Raw genomic sequence first — 15,182 nt, 5'->3', positions numbered from 1 at the left:
CCCGCATGAGCGAAGACCTTATCCTCAGCCTGATTGGCGAGAACATCATTTTCCTTCTCGGCGCCCTCCTGTTGGTCATTCTGGTGGTCAAAGGCGTGCGCATCGTGCCGCAATCCGAGAAATACGTGGTCGAGCGGTTTGGCCGCCTCCACGCCGTGCTTGGCCCCGGCATCAATTTCATCGTCCCGCTTCTGGATTCCGTGGCGCATAAGGTGTCGATCCTCGAACGCCAGTTGCCGAACGCGACACAGGACGCCATCACCAAGGACAACGTGCTGGTGCAGATCGACACCTCCGTCTTCTACCGCATCCTTGAGCCGGAAAAGACCGTTTACCGGATCCGCGACGTGGATGGCGCTATTGCCACAACGGTTGCAGGCATTGTCCGCGCTGAGATCGGCAAGATGGATCTGGACGAAGTGCAGTCCAACCGCTCGCAACTGATCGCACAGATCCAGAAAAGCGTGGAAAGCGCCGTGGATGACTGGGGCATTGAGGTCACCCGCGCCGAAATCCTGGACGTGAACCTCGATCAGGCCACGCGTGATGCGATGCTGCAGCAGCTCAATGCCGAACGCGCCCGCCGTGCCGAAGTCACCAAGGCCGAGGGCCAGAAACGTGCGGTCGAACTGGCGGCTGATGCCGAACTATATGCAGCCGAACAAACCGCCAAGGCCCGCCGCATTCAGGCCGACGCCGAAGCCTACGCGACCGAAGTGGTGGCCAAGGCGATTGCGGAGAACGGTCTGGAGGCAGCCCAGTATCAGGTCGCGCTGAAGCAGGTCGAGGCGTTGAACGCGCTCGGCGCTGGCGATGGCAAGCAGACCATTCTGGTGCCAGCCAACGCGCTGGAGGCCTTTGGCAACGCCTTCAACATGCTCAAAGGGCCCGGCAAATGACCGCGCTCTGGGAATTGTGGTGGGTCTGGATCGCGGCCGCCATCGGCCTCGCCATCATAGAGGTGCTGGCGCCGGGCTTCCTGTTCCTTGGCTTTGCCATCGGCGCAGCCATCACCGGCCTTCTGGTCGCCCTCAGCGCCGCAGGCAGCATGACACTGCCCGTGCTCCTGCTGGTCTTTTCCGGGCTTTCTCTGGTGGCTTGGCTTGTTCTGCGCCGCAGTTTCAAGGGGCCAAAGGACCAGGTCAAAACCTTCGACCACGACATCAACGACGGCTGATCGCCACCAAACAGGCTGCCCCCCAGCGGCCTGTTTTTTTTCGCGCGGCCCTATCCCGCGATCCGGCGCATCGCCGCTTCAATCGGCCCCCGTTTGAACAGCCGCGCCCACAACACCGCATAAACCGTGGCCACGGCACAAAACACCAGCGCCGCGATCAGCGCCTCTTGCACGCTGCGCCCGCCCAAAAGGCCCAGCGCCTCAAGCGCTCCCATCCCCAGAACGATATGCGCAATATATAGCGTCAGCGTCTGACGCCCCGCAGGCACCAGCAGCGACACCAGCCCAACCCGCGCCAGCGGACCCGCCAGCAGCAGGCAGGCGCCAACCACAGCTGCGGCAGCTCCACAGCCCGCGACAAAGTAAAAGACCGTCGCTGGCACCGGATCGGTGCCTGCCAGTACTGCCAGTTCAGGATCTATCGACGCCAAGACAGGCGCCAGCATCCCGCTGCCCGCCTCAGCCAGCGCAACAGCCAGACCACCGCCCAGCACCAGCCGCAGCTGAACCGCCCGCTCTGCCAGCGCCTGACGGCTCAGCAGCACCCCAAACACCAGAAACCCAAGCCAGGGCACGACCGGATGCCAGCCATTGAAAAACAGGTTCCGCAGAAACCCCGTCGCTGTCCAGAAATCCGCATAGTGATAGCTCTGCCAATCCCACCCCTGATCGAAATCAAGGCTCAGGATCATGACCAGCGCGAGGCCGTTCAGCCCAGCCATCACCGCGATCAGCCCCGCAGAACTCAGCCGCAGCAGGGCAACGCCAAAGACGAAATAAACCGCGTAGTAATGCAGGATATCCGCTTCGAATATCGTCATGTTCACAAGGCCAAGCGCCAGAAGAAACAGCGCCCTGCGCAGCGTCACAGCGCCCGTCTGCGCCAGCCCGGCCTGCCCTGCGAGCCCCAGACCGATGCCCGCCAGCACCACAAAGGTGGCCGCAGCCCGCCCCTCGATCGCAGAGGTCACAGCAGCCGCCAGCCCCGCGCCCCCTTCGGCGCCCATCGCAATCTTGAAATTGACGATGACCATCCCAACAAAGGCAACATATCGCGCCAGATCCAGTCCCAAGAGCCGGTCCGCGCCGCTTGATGGGCGCGTCATGCCGCTGCCCTCTTGGCGCGTCTTTTCACAAACCCGGCCACAGAACAGGAAATCGCCCCACCAGACGTCACCGCCCTGTCCCCCGCCTCGATATCCGCAAACAGGCTGACGGTGCTGGTCTTTGTATCAAGCGAATAGACTTCATGCCCCAGGGTCTGCCCCGTCGCAGACGTCACCTCCCCAGAGATGAGCGTCTGACCAAATGCCTCATAGGGCGCGCTATAGGGCTTGAACTGCGCACCATTGGGACCAGAAACCTGCGCGAACCCACCAGATGTGTCCTGGAAGTGAAACGCGGAAATCTCCTGCGTCCCGGGAAATCCGCGAAAGAAACTGCCGGACAGGCCCTTGATCCACATTTTGTCTGAAATCCACTTTTTCAAATTTGACGCAACACTATCCGCAACCTGAAGGGGAATGAACCCCCCAAACCCGGAACAGCCCCGCGTCCTGCCGTCATCCGCCACTGGACCCTCAGGGCCAGCTTCCCTATATAAACACTCAGGAAACGAACCGAGGCCCAAATGACCAACGCATCCGAGCCACTGGAAGGCACCCCCCTTATCGCCCCTTCTTCCGTGAACCATCCGCTGTTTGACGCGGTGGTAGAGGCGTGCCGCACGGTCTATGACCCTGAAATTCCGGTGAATATCTACGAACTCGGCCTGATCTACACGATCGACATCTCAGACGAGAACGACGTGCAGATCATCATGACCCTGACCGCGCCGGGCTGTCCGGTGGCGGGCGACATGCCTGGCTGGATCATTGACGCCGTGACCCCCGTTCCCGGCGTCAAAAGCTGCGATGTCGAACTCACCTGGGAGCCGCCCTGGGGAATGGAGATGATGTCAGACGAAGCCCGTCTCGAACTCGGCTTCATGTAGGCCGTGGCGCTCAGCGAAAAGCAAAAGATGCTATCGGGGGCGCTCTATGACGCGAGCGACCCCGAATTGGTGGCAGACCGCACCCATGCCCAGCAGGTGATGCGCGCCTATAACGCCACCATCGACGCCGAGGTCACAGTGCGCCACAGCCTGCTGGACCAGCTGATCGGCAGTTATGGCACCCCCTGCGAATTGCGCGCGCCATTCTATGTGGACTATGGCCGCAACATTCACCTGGGTCGCGGCGTGTTCATGAATTTCGGCTGCGTGCTGCTCGACGTGTGCGAAATCCGCATCGGTGACGGCACCGAAATCGGCCCCTATGTCCAGATCCTGACCGCAGACCACCCTCGCGACCCCGCTGCGCGCGCCTCGGGACGGGAATTTGGCCGCCCCATCACCATTGGTGCTCAGGTCTGGATCGGCGGCGGTGCCATTATCCTGCCCGGCGTGACAATTGGAGACGGCGCCACCATCGGCGCTGGCGCGATTGTCACCCGCGACGTTCCTGCAAGGGCAACCGTTGCAGGCAACCCGGCCCGCCCAATCACCACTGGTCCAACCAGGACCACAAGCTAGATACCACCAAGGCCGGAGCAACCGGCCCGTTTCATTTCCAAATTCCGTTTCAGACCGCTTCAGATGCGCGCCGTCATTTGCCCCGCGCCCCAAGATCAGGAGATTGCCCGCGTGCCCCGCCCCGTCTTTTGCAACAGAAGCCTTTCCCTCAGCCTGTCCCTCGCCCTTGCGACGCTCACACAGCTGCCCCAGACCGCGGCGGCAGACAGCACGTCAATCGCCCTCAGCTATGGCCAGCGCCCGGCCTATCTGGTGGATGCCCTCCCCGATGGCCCGCTGAAGACAAAACTGCAATCCTGCGCGCAGCAGACCCCCACGCCCACCGATTTCTCCATCGCCCACCGTGGCGCCCCGCTGATGTTTCCCGAACACACCGTCCAAAGCAACACAGCCGCCGCGCGCATGGGGGCGGGCATCCTGGAATGCGACGTCACCTTTACCAAGGATCTCGAACTGGTCTGTCGGCATGCTCAGAACGACCTGCACACCACCACCAACATCCTGACCACGGATCTGGCAGAGCGCTGCTACATGGGGTTTGAACCGGCCACCGACAGCGCCCCCGCCAGCGCCGAATGCCGCACAAGCGACCTCACCCTCGCCGAATTCCAGAGCCTCACCCCGAAATTCGACAGCCGCGACCCAAAGGCCACCACCCCCAGCGCCTATCAGCAGGGCCTCGCCCCCTGGCGCAGTACTCTTTACGGAAACGGCGCCACCCTGATCACCCATGCCGACAGTGTTGCGCTCTTTCGTGATCTGGGGGTGAAATTCACCCCCGAGCTCAAGGCGCCCGCCGTGCAGATGCCCTTCAACGGGATGACCCAGGAGGACTATGCCCAGAAACTGATCGACGCCTATGTCGAGGCAGGCATCCCGCCACAGGACGTCTGGGTGCAGAGCTTTGACCTCAGCGACATCAAATACTGGATCGAACACACACCGGACTTTGGCAAGCAGGCGGTCTATCTCGATGACCGCTTTGCCCGCCACGACGACGACGAAGGCAAACTGGACCCGATGGACCCGGCCAGCTTCCGCCCCAGCATGGCAGAGCTGAAAGAGATGGGCGTCAACTACATCGCCCCGCCGATCTGGATGCTGTTGACGCTGAAGGACGGCCAGATGGCGCCCTCTCCCTATGCGATCCAAGCCCGTGAGGCAGGACTGAACATCATCACCTGGACGCTTGAACGGTCCGGCCCCCTGCACAATGGCGGCGGCTGGTACTACCAGTCGGTGGCAGAGGCCATCACCTCGGATGCAGCCACCTATCAGGTGCTGGATGTGCTGGCACAGGATGTGGGCGTCGTGGGCGTGTTTTCCGACTGGCCCGCAACGGTCACCTATTATGCCAATTGCATGGGGCTGTGATCTGCTCCCCTCTTGAGCCGCGGCCCCACACCCCCTAAATTACGCAGTAACGCGCGACATTGGAGTATGAAATGTTCGGTATCCCCGGCAAACAAGCGGTCACAATCACCGACAAGGCGGCCGCTCAGATCGCCAAACTGATGGACAAGGGTGGTCATTCCGGCCTGCGCATCGGCGTCAAAAAGGGCGGCTGTGCGGGCATGGAATACACCATGGAATATGTGGACGAAGCCGACCCCAACGACGAGGTTGTCGAACAGGATGGCGCCCGCGTCCTGATCGCCCCCATGGCGCAGATGTTCCTCTTCGGGACCGAAATCGACTATGAGGTCTCGCTTCTGGAAGCCGGGTTCAAGTTCAACAACCCCAATGTGGCAGAGGCCTGTGGCTGCGGCGAATCCATCAGCTTCAAGGACATGCCCGCAGGCTGACCCATCTGCGCAGCGCGGCGCTTGCCCTTGGACAGACACTTGGCTGGCACCACACTGGACCAACGCCGCACCGGACTGGCACCGCACTGGACCAACGCCGCACTGGACTGACCCCACTAGACTGGCCCGCCGCTCAGCTGGATCCGCACAGTCTTACTTGCGTGCGACAGCACCAAACCAGATTGAAACGGGACGGTTTTCCCATCCGTCCCGTTTTTCGTGCGATGGCCTTGCCGCGCGCAAACCCTCCATCCACCACGCCCCACCCTGTGATGACCTTCGGACGGCTTCGACCTGGTTGCTTCGGCCTGTTTACTTGGGTCTGTTTACTTGGGTCTGGTTACTTGGGTCTGGGCACTGGTGGCGAATGACTGTTGTCTGGTGATTGCCTTCTGGCGAATTGTTCTGCCCCGGCAAGGATGCTACCAACAGCGCTAACAGGGCCAAGGCCCGCCCCCTCAACGCTGAATGATACAGCAGAAAACCCAAGGGAGATCACCACATGCGGCGCAAACTTGCAGCAGGCAATTGGAAAATGAACGGAACCGCAGCTGCGCTTGATGAGCTGGCCGCCCTGGCAGAGGCCACCCGCGAGGCCCGCGCCGAGGTGCTGATCTGCCCACCTGCCACACTTCTGTCACGTGCCGCCGATCGCCTGTCCGCCAGCCATGTCACCCTCGGCGGGCAGGACTGCCACGCCGCAACCACCGGTGCCCATACCGGTGACGTCAGCGCCGAAATGCTGCGCGATGCCGGCGCCAGCGCGGTGATCCTCGGCCACTCCGAACGCCGCGCCGATCATGGCGAAACCGACGCCGAGGTCCGCGCCAAGGCCGAAGCCGCCATTGCCGCCGGGCTCACTGCGGTGATCTGTGTGGGCGAAACCCTCGAAGATCGCGAAAACGGCAAGACCCTTGATGTGGTGCGCAGCCAGCTCGACGGCTCGCTCCCCGATGGCAGCACCGGTGACACCGTGGTGGTTGCCTATGAACCGGTCTGGGCCATCGGCACCGGCAAGGTGCCCACGGTTGCCCAGATCGCCGAGGTGCACAATGACCTGCGCAACAGCCTGATCCAGCGCTTTGGCGGCGAGACAGCCAATGCCATCCGCCTGCTCTATGGCGGGTCTGTCAAAGCCTCCAACGCCGATGACATCTTTGCAGTGGCCCATGTGGACGGCGCGCTTGTAGGCGGCGCCAGCCTCAAGGCCGCCGATTTCGCCCCCATCACGGCCGCGCTCGACGCCAGCTGAAGCGCAGCTGAGTATTTAAGGGAAAGATGACAAGACCAGGCGCACCGCAGCATCGTCATCTTTCCACAAATACTCTGGGGTGAATGCGCGCCCGCGCAGAGGGGCAAAGCCCCTTTTTCTTCGGCCAGTCCCCTGATCCAAAACAAAAAAGGCGCCCCGGTCTCCCAGGGCGCCTTACTCGTTATCCACTCATACGAACCTGCCGATGCCGGCCTACTTGGTAATGATCTCCGGCCCCATGACCGCATTCGGCAGAACAGTCGACAGCCAGGGGATATAGGTAATCATGATGAGGAAGACGAAGAGCACCGCGAGGAACGGCAGAGCCGCCTTCACCACGCCCATCATCGGCATCCCTGCCACGCCCGAGGTCACGAACAGGTTCAACCCCACCGGCGGTGTGATCATGCCGATTTCCATGTTGACCACCATGATGATGCCCAGATGGATCGGATCGATCCCCAGTTCGATGGCAATCGGAAACACCAGCGGCGCCACGATCACCAGAAGGCCCGAGGGCTCCATGAACTGGCCGCCAATCAGCAGGATGACGTTCACCACAACCAGGAACATCACCGGGCCGAAACCTGCCGACAACATCGCATTAGCGATATGCTGCGGCACCTGCTCATCTGTCAGCACATGCTTCAGGATCAGCGCATTGGCAATCACGAACAGCAGTGTGACGGTCAGCTTGCCCGCCTCAAACAACGTGTGTTTGGTATCGCTGTGGAAAAAGGCGGTGATCAACGCATGCGGCTTCTTCAGCAGCGGCGTCTTTGCCTCCCCTTCGCCATTGGACAGCGGGCCCATGTCTTTATAGACAAAGCACGCAATGAAGAAGGCATAAACCGCCGCAACAGCTGCGGCCTCGGTGGGGGTGAAGATCCCGCCATAGATGCCGCCCAGAATGATGACGATCAGGAACAGGCCCCAACCGGCCTCGCGCGCCGAGGTAAAGATCTCTCCCCAGCCGAGCCACTCGCCCTTGGGCAGGTTCTTGACCTTGGCCATCACATAGATGGTCACCATCAGCATCAAGCCCGCCATCAGGCCCGGAATGACACCCGCAAGGAACATCCGCCCGACAGAGACTTCGACCGCTGCCGCATAGACCACCATGACGATGGAGGGCGGGATCAGGATGCCCAGCGTGCCTGCGTTACAGATCACACCGGCCGCGAATTCCTTGGTATAGCCCACCTGACGCATGCCTGCGATCACGATGGAGCCAATCGCCACCACAGTTGCAGGGGAGGAGCCGGACAGGGCGGCAAACAGCATACAGGCAAACACACCCGCAATCGCCAGACCACCCGGCAGATGGCCAACACAGGCGATGGAAAACCGGATGATCCGCCGCGCCACGCCCCCCGTCGTCATGAAGGACGACGCAAGGATAAAGAACGGGATCGCGAGCAGCGTGAAATGCCCCTCAAAGGCCTCAAACAGCGTGCCTGCAACCGATGCCAGCGAGCTGTCGGAATAGATCAGCAGGAACAGCGTCGAGCTGAGGCCAAGCGCCACCGCAATCGGCACCCCGATCAGCAACAGGCCAATGACCATGGAAAACAGCAGTACAACGTCCATCAGTCGTGCTCCCCGCGCTGCGCCTGTACTTCGGCGATCTCATCTTCAACTTCGTGGCTCGCCACCAGACGGTCTGTCTCTCCCCGCAGGATCTGCAAGGCCGCCTGCGCAAAGCGCACCACCAGCAACAGCATCGACACTGGCAACACCAGATACGGCACCACCTTGGGCAGCTTCTCGTAGGCGTCGCCATAGTTGATCAGATCTTCGAGAAAGCGCAGAAAGCTCACCATCGGCACATCCTGCACCTCATAGAAACTCTGGCTGCGGGCCTTCATGTCGAACCCCGTCGGGAACCAACGCCCAGAGGTGGGCGGCAGATCTGCAAAGACCGCCCAATAGTCATAGGCGCCTTTCAACAGCAGCAGCGAAAACACCAGGCAGCAGGTCACAGAAATGAGTCCGATGACCCGGCGCGCCGGAGGGGCCAGCATGTTCAAAACCGCATCCACCCCCAGATGGGCATGGACCTTGACCGCATAAGACGCCCCCAACAGCACCAACCAGGCAAACAGGAACACCGTCAACTCAAGTGCCCACAGGATATTGGAATTAAAGACAAATCGCGCAATCACATTGGCAAAGGTGATCAGAGCCATCAGGCCCAGCAACAGCGCGATCAGGGTTTCTTCGAGCTTATGGATAAAGCCGCTCGGGCCAGGTTTTGCCCCCGCCATCTTTCTCTCCCCGACATGTTTGGAAACTGGATATCGGGGCCGATCCGCCGCCGATAGGTTGGGGCGGGCGCATCATGGCGCCGGCCCCTGATTTCATTTGGATGCGGGCTTACATGCCTGCGTTGATGGCCTGTGCCGCGTCGATCATGTCCTGACCCACGTCACCTGCGAACTTGTCCCAGACCGGCTTCATCGCCTCGACCCAGGCCGCGCGCTGCTCCGGTGTCAGCTCGCGCACAACACCACCGGCATCGATGATGGCCTGACGCGCCTCACCGTTCACCTTGGTGGATTCGGCGTTCCGCGTCGCGGTAACTTCGCCCAGGATGGTCAGGAACTGGTCGCGCACTTCCGGCTCCAGGCTGTCGAGCCAGTCAACAGAGGTCACCACCAGATAGTCCAGCGCACCGTGGTTGGTTTCGGTCACACCATCCTGCACCTCAAAGAACTTCTTGCCGTAGATGTTGGACCAGGTGTTTTCCTGCCCGTCCACAACACCCTGCTGCAGCGCGCCGTAAACTTCGGAGAAAGCCATTTTCTGCGGGCTGCCACCGATGGCTTCCATCTGGGCGACCAGCACGTCAGACGACTGCACGCGGAACTTCAGACCATTGGCGTCAGAAGGCTCGATCAGCGGCTTGTTGGCCGACATCTGCTTCATGCCATTGTGCCAATAAGCCAGACCCTGCAGGCCGCGGCGCTGCATGGAATCCAGCATCGCCTGACCGTTTTCAGACGCCTGGAAGGCATCAACCGCATCGATGTTCTTGAACATGAACGGCAGGTCGAACAGGCGGAACTGCTTGGTGAACTTTTCAAACTTCGACAGGCTCGGCGCGGCCAGCTGGACATCGCCCTGCAGCATCGCTTCCAGCACCTTGTTGTCGTTGTACAGCGTGGAGTTCGGATAGACCTCCAGGCACATGGTGCCGTTCATCTCTTCGTTGATGCGCTTTTCCAGCAGCGAGGCGGCAATCCCCTTGGGGTGCTTGTCGGTGTTGGTCACATGGCTGAACTTGACGACGATTTCGCCATCATCACAGGCCGCCATTGCGGTCCCGGCACTCATGGTCAGCGCCACAGCGGTGGCGGCAGCAGTTACGAATTTCATGTCTTTCCTCCCGGAATTTCTCCATAGCCTCCGCCAAGGCGAAGACCCCAGATGCAGCATCACGGGCCAGCGCCCCCTGCTCAAGGGTTCCGTGCCACCCTTGAAAAAATCTCAGTTCCCACGCAAAAACAGATGCTTACGCAGCGCCTTTCAATGGCAAACCCGCCCACGGTGACAAAGCTGTGCGATTTCCCGCACAAGGCTCCTGCCAACATGTGCGAAAATCCGCACACCCTGTTAGCGCTCGACATTTCTGCAAACGGAATCAGCGCCCGTCATCTTTCCACAAATACTCAAACCCCGCCGCGCGCAGCAAAATGACCGGCGGCCTGCCGGGTGTTGCCTAGGCTGCGCACGCATTGGACGCGATCTGTTCATTCGGGTCTGTCAGACTGGCCTTTGTCGCGACACCGGGGTGATCTGGCACATCACCCCAACAACGCAGCCTCTGGCACAGGCTGCAAACCGGAGACCGGCCCGTCGCTGCAGCTCTGCTGCAGACCGCGGGCGTTCACATGACCGATGTTGACACTGGTTGACGAACATGGGGCCGACCGACACGCGGCCCCATCCCCCTCCGCCCCTGCCCCTGATCGGGGCTCTGGCGGCGCCGCCACCTTCTGCCCCGCGCCTCTCACAGGACGCGGACCACACCAAAAGCCAGGACAGAGCCCTCAGCGGCGATAGTCCTCAGGCCGGATGCCATAGCGCGCCAGCTTGTCATAAAACGTCTTGCGCGGCAGCTTCAGGGCTTTGGCCGCGGCAGAGGCATTGCCGTTCTGCCGTCCCAGCGCCGCGATAAGCAGCGAGCGTTCGACCTGCGCCAATTGCTCGGCCAGCCCCAGCTCCGCCGACTGCGCCGCTTCCTCCGGCATCCCCAGCACAAACCGCATCGCCGCCGACATCAGCGAGCGCGCATTGCCGGGCCAGTCCTGCGCCATCAGCGCCGCCAGATGTTCCTGCGGGATATCCGGCGTGGCGATGCCTGCCTGCTCGGCGGCCTGGGCGACATAGTGGCTGAACAGCACCGGTATATCCTCGGGCCGCTCTGACAGCGCCGGAATGCGCACCCGCATCACATCGAGGCGGTAGAAAAGATCGGCCAGAAACCGCCCCTCTGCCGCCTCCTGCGCCAAATCCGCAACCGAGCCCACAAGAACCCGCGCCTCGATGCCCTGCTCCAACGCCTCCAACATGGCATATTGCGTTTCACTTGGCAGGGCGGCGATTTCATCAAGGTATAGCGATCCCCCCGCGGCTTCGCGGCACAGGTCTGCAAACCCATCCGCACTGAGCCCCGCCGCCGGACGTTTCACAAACGGCCCCTGCCCGCGTGGCGACATCAGGTGAATGACCTCCGCCACCTTGGAAATTCCGCCCCCCGGCGCACCTGTCACCAACACCTCGGCCCCCGTGGCCGCCACTGCACGGGCCCGCGCCCGCAGCTCTTCCACCTGCGGCGAGGTGCCAAAAATCATCCGAGCTGCCGGATCGCCGCTTTCCAGTTGCGACTTCAGAACGCGGTTTTCCCGCACCAGCGCCCGCGTCTTCAGCGCCCGACGCACCACCGCCATCAGATCCGCGCTGGCGCAGGGTTTTTCGAGAAAATCAAAGGCGCCTTCGGCCATCGCCTGCACCGCCATGGGAATGTCGCCCTCGCCGGTCAGCAGGATCACCGGCAGATCCGCGTCCACCTCGCGCACATAGCGCAGCAGATGAAACCCATCGCGCCCCGGCATCCGCATGTCCGACAGGATCACCCCGTCAAAATCAGGTGTGATCAGATCCTTGGCCGCCACAAAGGATCCCACGGTGATGGCGTCACATTCCGCCAGCTCCAGCGTCTGCCCCAACGCCGCGCGTACCGCCGCATCATCATCCACCACCAAAACCCGATTGGTCATGCCAGTTCATCCCGTTGTTTGGCCCGTCGTTCGGCCTGTTGTCCCGTGGTGGTCTGCGCCTGATCGCGCCAGCGATCCAGCTCTACCGTGAACTCTGCGCCAGTGCCTGTGTTGGTCCCGCGGATATGGCCGCCGAAGCTCTGCACCAGCCCGTAGGAAATCGACAACCCCAGCCCCATACCATCCGCGCCGCCCACCGCCTTGGTGGAATAGAACGGCTCGAAGATCTTCTCGGGCTCCTTCAGGCCGGGGCCAATATCGCGCACCGTAACCGCCAGCCGCCCGCCTGCATCCACTCCGCCGTCATCCTGACGTGTCTCAATCGCGATGTGGATTTCGCGCTGCTCCTGATCCAGCATCGCGTCCGCCGCATTGTTGATGAGGTTCACAAACACCTGCGACAGCCGCACCTCTCCCCCCCAGGCAAAGACCGGCTCCGCAGGTGGCTGCCAGATCAGGTCAACCCGGTCCTGCCGAAGACGCGGCTCTGTCAGCTCGATCGCGGATGCAATCACCTGCCCCAGATCGACCCGCCCCATCGGCTCGCTTTCATTGCGGGCAAAGGCGCGGAGGTTCTTGATGATCCGCGCCATCCGACCCGCCATCTGGGCAATGCGGCCAAGGTTCTCTCCTGCCCGCTCCGGCTTGCCGCGCGCCACAAAAGCCTCGCCGTTTTCGGCATATTGCTGGATCGCCATCAAAGGCTGATTCAGCTCGTGACTGATGCCCGCCGACATCTGCCCCAGCGCTGACAGTTTGCCCGCCTGCACCAGATCCTCCTGCGCGCGCTTCAGCGCGGCCTCGGCCTCCTGACGTTCCTGCACCTCGCGGGTCAGCCGCATGTTGGTGGCCGACAATGCCCGTGTGCGCGCCTCCACCCGGCTCTCCAGAACGGCATTTGCCTCCGCCAGCGTCCGGCGCCGCTCAATCGCGAGCACCAGCATCGCCCCAAGCGCCAGCACGATCGCGGCCACCGCCGCCGCCTGCAACCCCGCCAGGCGCTGCGCAGGGGCCACATCCACGAGGATCTCGCCCACCATACCAATCTGCGGCAGGTTCACCGACAGATGCAGGGCGCGTTCCGGCAGATAGGGCGACCAGCGCAGGTCCCAGATCTCATGCGGCCCTTCCAGCCAGGAGCGCAGCGCCACCTGCCGGCCATCCGGTGGCAACAGGCCCGGCCCCTCGGTGCTGCGCTGCCAGAACAACAGCTCGCGCCGGTTGGCGATGAACACCTCACCACCCCGGTTGGTGAAAAACACCGCAGGCAGCGACCCGCGCCAGGTCTGTTCCACATCCTCGACATCGGCGACCACCACCAGCGCCCCGCGCACCCGACGATCCACGTCGAAATCAGGCGCCGCGTAGATATAGGCGCGCCGCCCTCCCGGCTGCAGCACGCCATAACCGGTGCCCAGCGCGCCCTGCATCGCGCGCTGGAAATAGTCGCTCTGGGTCACATCGCGCCCCATCACCCCCTCGGCGGCCACAACAACCCGTCCCTGCCTGTCGACAAAGAACACATCCAGCGCCGCTGTCTTGTCGGCCACCTCGCGCAACAGCCCCTGCGCCGCTGCACGCGCCTCTGCCCGATCTAGCCGCTTGAGCGTCGGGTGATCGGCCATCAAAACCGCCAGCTCCTGATAGACCTGCAGCTGCGTGGTGACCCGGTCCGACGCCAATTCCAGATCCGCGGCACTGCGTTCGGCAAGCGAATCAAGCGCTTGGCGATATCCCAGCCGGTAAACACCCCCGGCCACAGCCGCCACCGCCCCCAAAAGAAGCGCCAGAATGATCCACCGATGTGCGTGAAATTGCGTCATTGGCCGCACAGTAGCAAAGCCCCCCTTGCATTGACCAGCCGCCTTGGCAAAAGCTGCGCGGATGAAGACATTGACTCAATCCCCCACCGATCCCGATTTCGTCCAATCGCCCTATGGCTTTTACGCCGCTGCACGGGCCGAGGGACATCTGCATTTCTGGCAGGACTACAAGATGGTTGCGGCCTTTTCACATGCTGCTGTCCACATGCTGTTGCGCGACCGCCGCTTTGGCCGCGAAATCCCGCCAGAGATGGCAAAGGAAAGCCCGGCCCATCTCGCCCCGTTCATGCAGGTCGAGGCCCATTCGCTCTTGGATGCGGAACCCCCTCGCCACACCCGCCTGCGCCGTCTGATCCTGCGCGCCTTCACCAGCCGCGAAATCAAGGCGCTGGCGCCGGGCCTGGACAGTCTCTGCCATGAGCTGATCGACAGCTTCCCCAAGGACGCGCCGTTTGATCTGCTGTCGACCTACTGCACCCAGGTGCCGGTGATCGCGATCTGCCGCCTTCTGGGCGTGCCGACCGATATGGCGCCACAACTGCTGGACTGGTCACACAAGATGGTGGCGATGTATCAGGCTTCGCGCACCGAAGAGACAGAACACGCCGCCGCCCGCGCCAGCCAGGAGTTCATCGACTTCCTCACAACCTATGTGGATGAACGCCGCAAGACTCCGGGCGAGGATCTCATCACCCGCCTCATCCAGGCCGAAGAAGACGGCGAGAGCCTGTCGACGGACGAGCTGATCGGCACCTGCATCCTGTTGCTGAACGCAGGCCACGAGGCCACGGTGCATTCGCTGGGCAATGGCGTGAAAACCATGCTGCAACAGGGCTGGGACGCCGCTTGGCTGTCACCCGAGGGGATCGAGGGGCTGGTCGAGGAAATCCTGCGCTATGACCCGCCGCTGCACATGTTCACCCGCTACGCCTATGAAGAGGTCGAGATGTTCGGCCATACCTTCAAACGCGGCGACGAGGTGGCCTTGTTGCTGGCTGCGGCCAACCGTGACCCGGAACTGCTGGAGGATCCGGAGCGTTTTGACCCCACGCGCCCGCCAAAGGTCAACCAGAGCTTCGGCGGTGGCCTGCATTTCTGCGTCGGCGCGCCGCTGGCGCGGATGGAAATGCAGATCGCCCTGCCCATCCTGTTTGAGCGCTGCCCGAACCTGAAACTGGCCGCGGCCCCGGAATACAACAACACCTATCACTTCCACGGGCTGACCCGCCTGATGGTCGAGGTGTGACACAAACCCGGCGGGCCGCTTGGCC

At 62.3% G+C, this 15,182-nt stretch carries 16 protein-coding genes; 9 read left to right on the top strand and 7 right to left on the bottom strand.

Annotation, left to right across the window (positions count from 1 at the left end):
• The first annotated feature begins 5 nt into the window (after window positions 1–5).
• Together KUV39_RS09605 and KUV39_RS09600 are read left to right on the top strand one after the other, a co-directional pair.
• Window positions 6–899 carry an SPFH domain-containing protein gene (locus tag KUV39_RS09605; protein ID WP_046210998.1) on the top strand — a complete coding sequence of 298 codons (894 nt, stop codon included), beginning with the start codon at window positions 6–8 and terminating at the stop codon, window positions 897–899.
• Window positions 896–1,177, top strand: a complete 282-nt coding sequence (locus KUV39_RS09600) for an NfeD family protein (protein ID WP_222459643.1) — start codon at window positions 896–898, stop codon at window positions 1,175–1,177. Before KUV39_RS09605 ends, KUV39_RS09600 begins: the two co-directional genes overlap by 4 nt.
• 50 nt (window positions 1,178–1,227) lie before the next feature.
• Here KUV39_RS09600 and KUV39_RS09595 read toward each other — a convergent pair whose 3' ends face one another.
• Entirely contained in the window at window positions 1,228–2,283 is a 1,056-nt protein-coding gene (locus KUV39_RS09595) for a DUF418 domain-containing protein (RefSeq protein WP_222459642.1), read from the bottom strand.
• A complete protein-coding gene (locus KUV39_RS09590; protein ID WP_222459641.1) occupies window positions 2,280–2,642 on the bottom strand; it encodes a hypothetical protein in 363 nt (120 codons plus the stop codon). The genes KUV39_RS09595 and KUV39_RS09590 overlap by 4 nt, the downstream gene beginning before the upstream one ends.
• Before the next feature lie 165 nt (window positions 2,643–2,807).
• Here KUV39_RS09590 and KUV39_RS09585 point away from each other — a divergent pair, with 165 nt between their 5' ends.
• The 5 genes from KUV39_RS09585 to tpiA all read left to right on the top strand — a co-directional run bounded on the left by KUV39_RS09585 (window position 2,808) and on the right by tpiA (window position 6,806).
• Window positions 2,808–3,170 carry an SUF system Fe-S cluster assembly protein gene (locus KUV39_RS09585; protein WP_008559262.1) on the top strand — a complete coding sequence of 121 codons (363 nt, stop codon included), beginning with the start codon at window positions 2,808–2,810 and terminating at the stop codon, window positions 3,168–3,170.
• A gap of 27 nt (window positions 3,171–3,197) precedes the next feature.
• Window positions 3,198–3,749 (top strand): sugar O-acetyltransferase, encoded by a 552-nt coding sequence (locus KUV39_RS09580; protein WP_244998304.1) that lies wholly within the window; start codon window positions 3,198–3,200, stop codon window positions 3,747–3,749.
• A 63-nt stretch (window positions 3,750–3,812) separates the two neighbouring features.
• Entirely contained in the window at window positions 3,813–5,123 is a 1,311-nt protein-coding gene (locus KUV39_RS09575; RefSeq protein ID WP_222459639.1) for a glycerophosphodiester phosphodiesterase family protein, read from the top strand.
• A gap of 71 nt (window positions 5,124–5,194) precedes the next feature.
• Window positions 5,195–5,554, top strand: coding sequence for a HesB/IscA family protein (locus KUV39_RS09570; protein WP_008561193.1), 360 nt, complete (start codon window positions 5,195–5,197; stop codon window positions 5,552–5,554).
• A 502-nt stretch (window positions 5,555–6,056) separates the two neighbouring features.
• Entirely contained in the window at window positions 6,057–6,806 is a 750-nt protein-coding gene (gene tpiA / locus KUV39_RS09565) for a triose-phosphate isomerase (protein ID WP_222459638.1), read from the top strand.
• A 213-nt stretch (window positions 6,807–7,019) separates the two neighbouring features.
• On the opposite strand, the gene KUV39_RS09560 is transcribed toward tpiA, so the two are convergent.
• The 3 genes from KUV39_RS09560 to KUV39_RS09550 form a co-directional block, all read right to left on the bottom strand.
• Window positions 7,020–8,396, bottom strand: a complete 1,377-nt coding sequence (locus KUV39_RS09560) for a TRAP transporter large permease (RefSeq protein WP_008561068.1) — start codon at window positions 8,394–8,396, stop codon at window positions 7,020–7,022.
• Window positions 8,396–9,073 carry a TRAP transporter small permease gene (locus tag KUV39_RS09555; RefSeq protein WP_008562644.1) on the bottom strand — a complete coding sequence of 226 codons (678 nt, stop codon included), beginning with the start codon at window positions 9,071–9,073 and terminating at the stop codon, window positions 8,396–8,398. The genes KUV39_RS09560 and KUV39_RS09555 overlap by 1 nt, the downstream gene beginning before the upstream one ends.
• Window positions 9,074–9,182: 109 nt before the next feature.
• On the bottom strand, window positions 9,183–10,184 hold the full coding sequence (locus KUV39_RS09550) for a DctP family TRAP transporter solute-binding subunit (protein ID WP_222459637.1): 1,002 nt from the start codon (window positions 10,182–10,184) through the stop codon (window positions 9,183–9,185).
• 51 nt (window positions 10,185–10,235) lie between these two features.
• Between KUV39_RS09550 and KUV39_RS09545 the strand changes: the two genes are divergently transcribed.
• Window positions 10,236–10,505, top strand: a complete 270-nt coding sequence (locus tag KUV39_RS09545) for a hypothetical protein (RefSeq protein WP_222459636.1) — start codon at window positions 10,236–10,238, stop codon at window positions 10,503–10,505.
• A 353-nt stretch (window positions 10,506–10,858) separates the two neighbouring features.
• On the opposite strand, the gene KUV39_RS09540 is transcribed toward KUV39_RS09545, so the two are convergent.
• Together KUV39_RS09540 and KUV39_RS09535 are read right to left on the bottom strand one after the other, a co-directional pair.
• Entirely contained in the window at window positions 10,859–12,088 is a 1,230-nt protein-coding gene (locus KUV39_RS09540) for a sigma-54-dependent transcriptional regulator (RefSeq protein WP_222459635.1), read from the bottom strand.
• A complete protein-coding gene (locus tag KUV39_RS09535; protein WP_222459634.1) occupies window positions 12,085–13,911 on the bottom strand; it encodes a sensor histidine kinase in 1,827 nt (608 codons plus the stop codon). Before KUV39_RS09535 ends, KUV39_RS09540 begins: the two co-directional genes overlap by 4 nt.
• Before the next feature lie 61 nt (window positions 13,912–13,972).
• On the opposite strand from KUV39_RS09535, the gene KUV39_RS09530 reads away from it, so the two are divergent.
• The gene (locus KUV39_RS09530) at window positions 13,973–15,157 is read left to right on the top strand and encodes a cytochrome P450 (RefSeq protein WP_046211006.1); all 1,185 of its coding nucleotides are present in this window, start codon (window positions 13,973–13,975) and stop codon (window positions 15,155–15,157) included.
• The last annotated feature ends 25 nt before the right edge of the window (window positions 15,158–15,182 follow it).

It is taken from the genome of Phaeobacter italicus (genome assembly GCF_019801785.1).
In the GTDB taxonomy this organism is placed as follows: domain Bacteria; phylum Pseudomonadota; class Alphaproteobacteria; order Rhodobacterales; family Rhodobacteraceae; genus Phaeobacter; species Phaeobacter italicus.
Note: the sequence above shows the minus strand (reverse complement) of the source record. Positions and strands in the feature narration are given on the sequence as shown.

Bases quoted from the DNA above. Each gene is read 5' to 3' on its own strand.
- KUV39_RS09605 (WP_046210998.1), top strand. From the start codon at position 6: ATGAGCGAAGACCTTATCCTCAGCCTGATTGGCGAGAACATCATTTTC.
- KUV39_RS09600 (WP_222459643.1), top strand. From the start codon at position 896: ATGACCGCGCTCTGGGAATTGTGGTGGGTCTGGATCGCGGCCGCCATC.
- KUV39_RS09595 (WP_222459642.1), bottom strand. From the start codon at position 2,283: ATGACGCGCCCATCAAGCGGCGCGGACCGGCTCTTGGGACTGGATCTG.
- KUV39_RS09590 (WP_222459641.1), bottom strand. From the start codon at position 2,642: ATGTGGATCAAGGGCCTGTCCGGCAGTTTCTTTCGCGGATTTCCCGGG.
- KUV39_RS09585 (WP_008559262.1), top strand. From the start codon at position 2,808: ATGACCAACGCATCCGAGCCACTGGAAGGCACCCCCCTTATCGCCCCT.
- KUV39_RS09580 (WP_244998304.1), top strand. From the start codon at position 3,198: ATGCTATCGGGGGCGCTCTATGACGCGAGCGACCCCGAATTGGTGGCA.
- KUV39_RS09575 (WP_222459639.1), top strand. From the start codon at position 3,813: ATGCGCGCCGTCATTTGCCCCGCGCCCCAAGATCAGGAGATTGCCCGC.
- KUV39_RS09570 (WP_008561193.1), top strand. From the start codon at position 5,195: ATGTTCGGTATCCCCGGCAAACAAGCGGTCACAATCACCGACAAGGCG.
- tpiA (WP_222459638.1), top strand. From the start codon at position 6,057: ATGCGGCGCAAACTTGCAGCAGGCAATTGGAAAATGAACGGAACCGCA.
- KUV39_RS09560 (WP_008561068.1), bottom strand. From the start codon at position 8,396: ATGGACGTTGTACTGCTGTTTTCCATGGTCATTGGCCTGTTGCTGATC.
- KUV39_RS09555 (WP_008562644.1), bottom strand. From the start codon at position 9,073: ATGGCGGGGGCAAAACCTGGCCCGAGCGGCTTTATCCATAAGCTCGAA.
- KUV39_RS09550 (WP_222459637.1), bottom strand. From the start codon at position 10,184: ATGAAATTCGTAACTGCTGCCGCCACCGCTGTGGCGCTGACCATGAGT.
- KUV39_RS09545 (WP_222459636.1), top strand. From the start codon at position 10,236: ATGCAGCATCACGGGCCAGCGCCCCCTGCTCAAGGGTTCCGTGCCACC.
- KUV39_RS09540 (WP_222459635.1), bottom strand. From the start codon at position 12,088: ATGACCAATCGGGTTTTGGTGGTGGATGATGATGCGGCGGTACGCGCG.
- KUV39_RS09535 (WP_222459634.1), bottom strand. From the start codon at position 13,911: ATGACGCAATTTCACGCACATCGGTGGATCATTCTGGCGCTTCTTTTG.
- KUV39_RS09530 (WP_046211006.1), top strand. From the start codon at position 13,973: ATGAAGACATTGACTCAATCCCCCACCGATCCCGATTTCGTCCAATCG.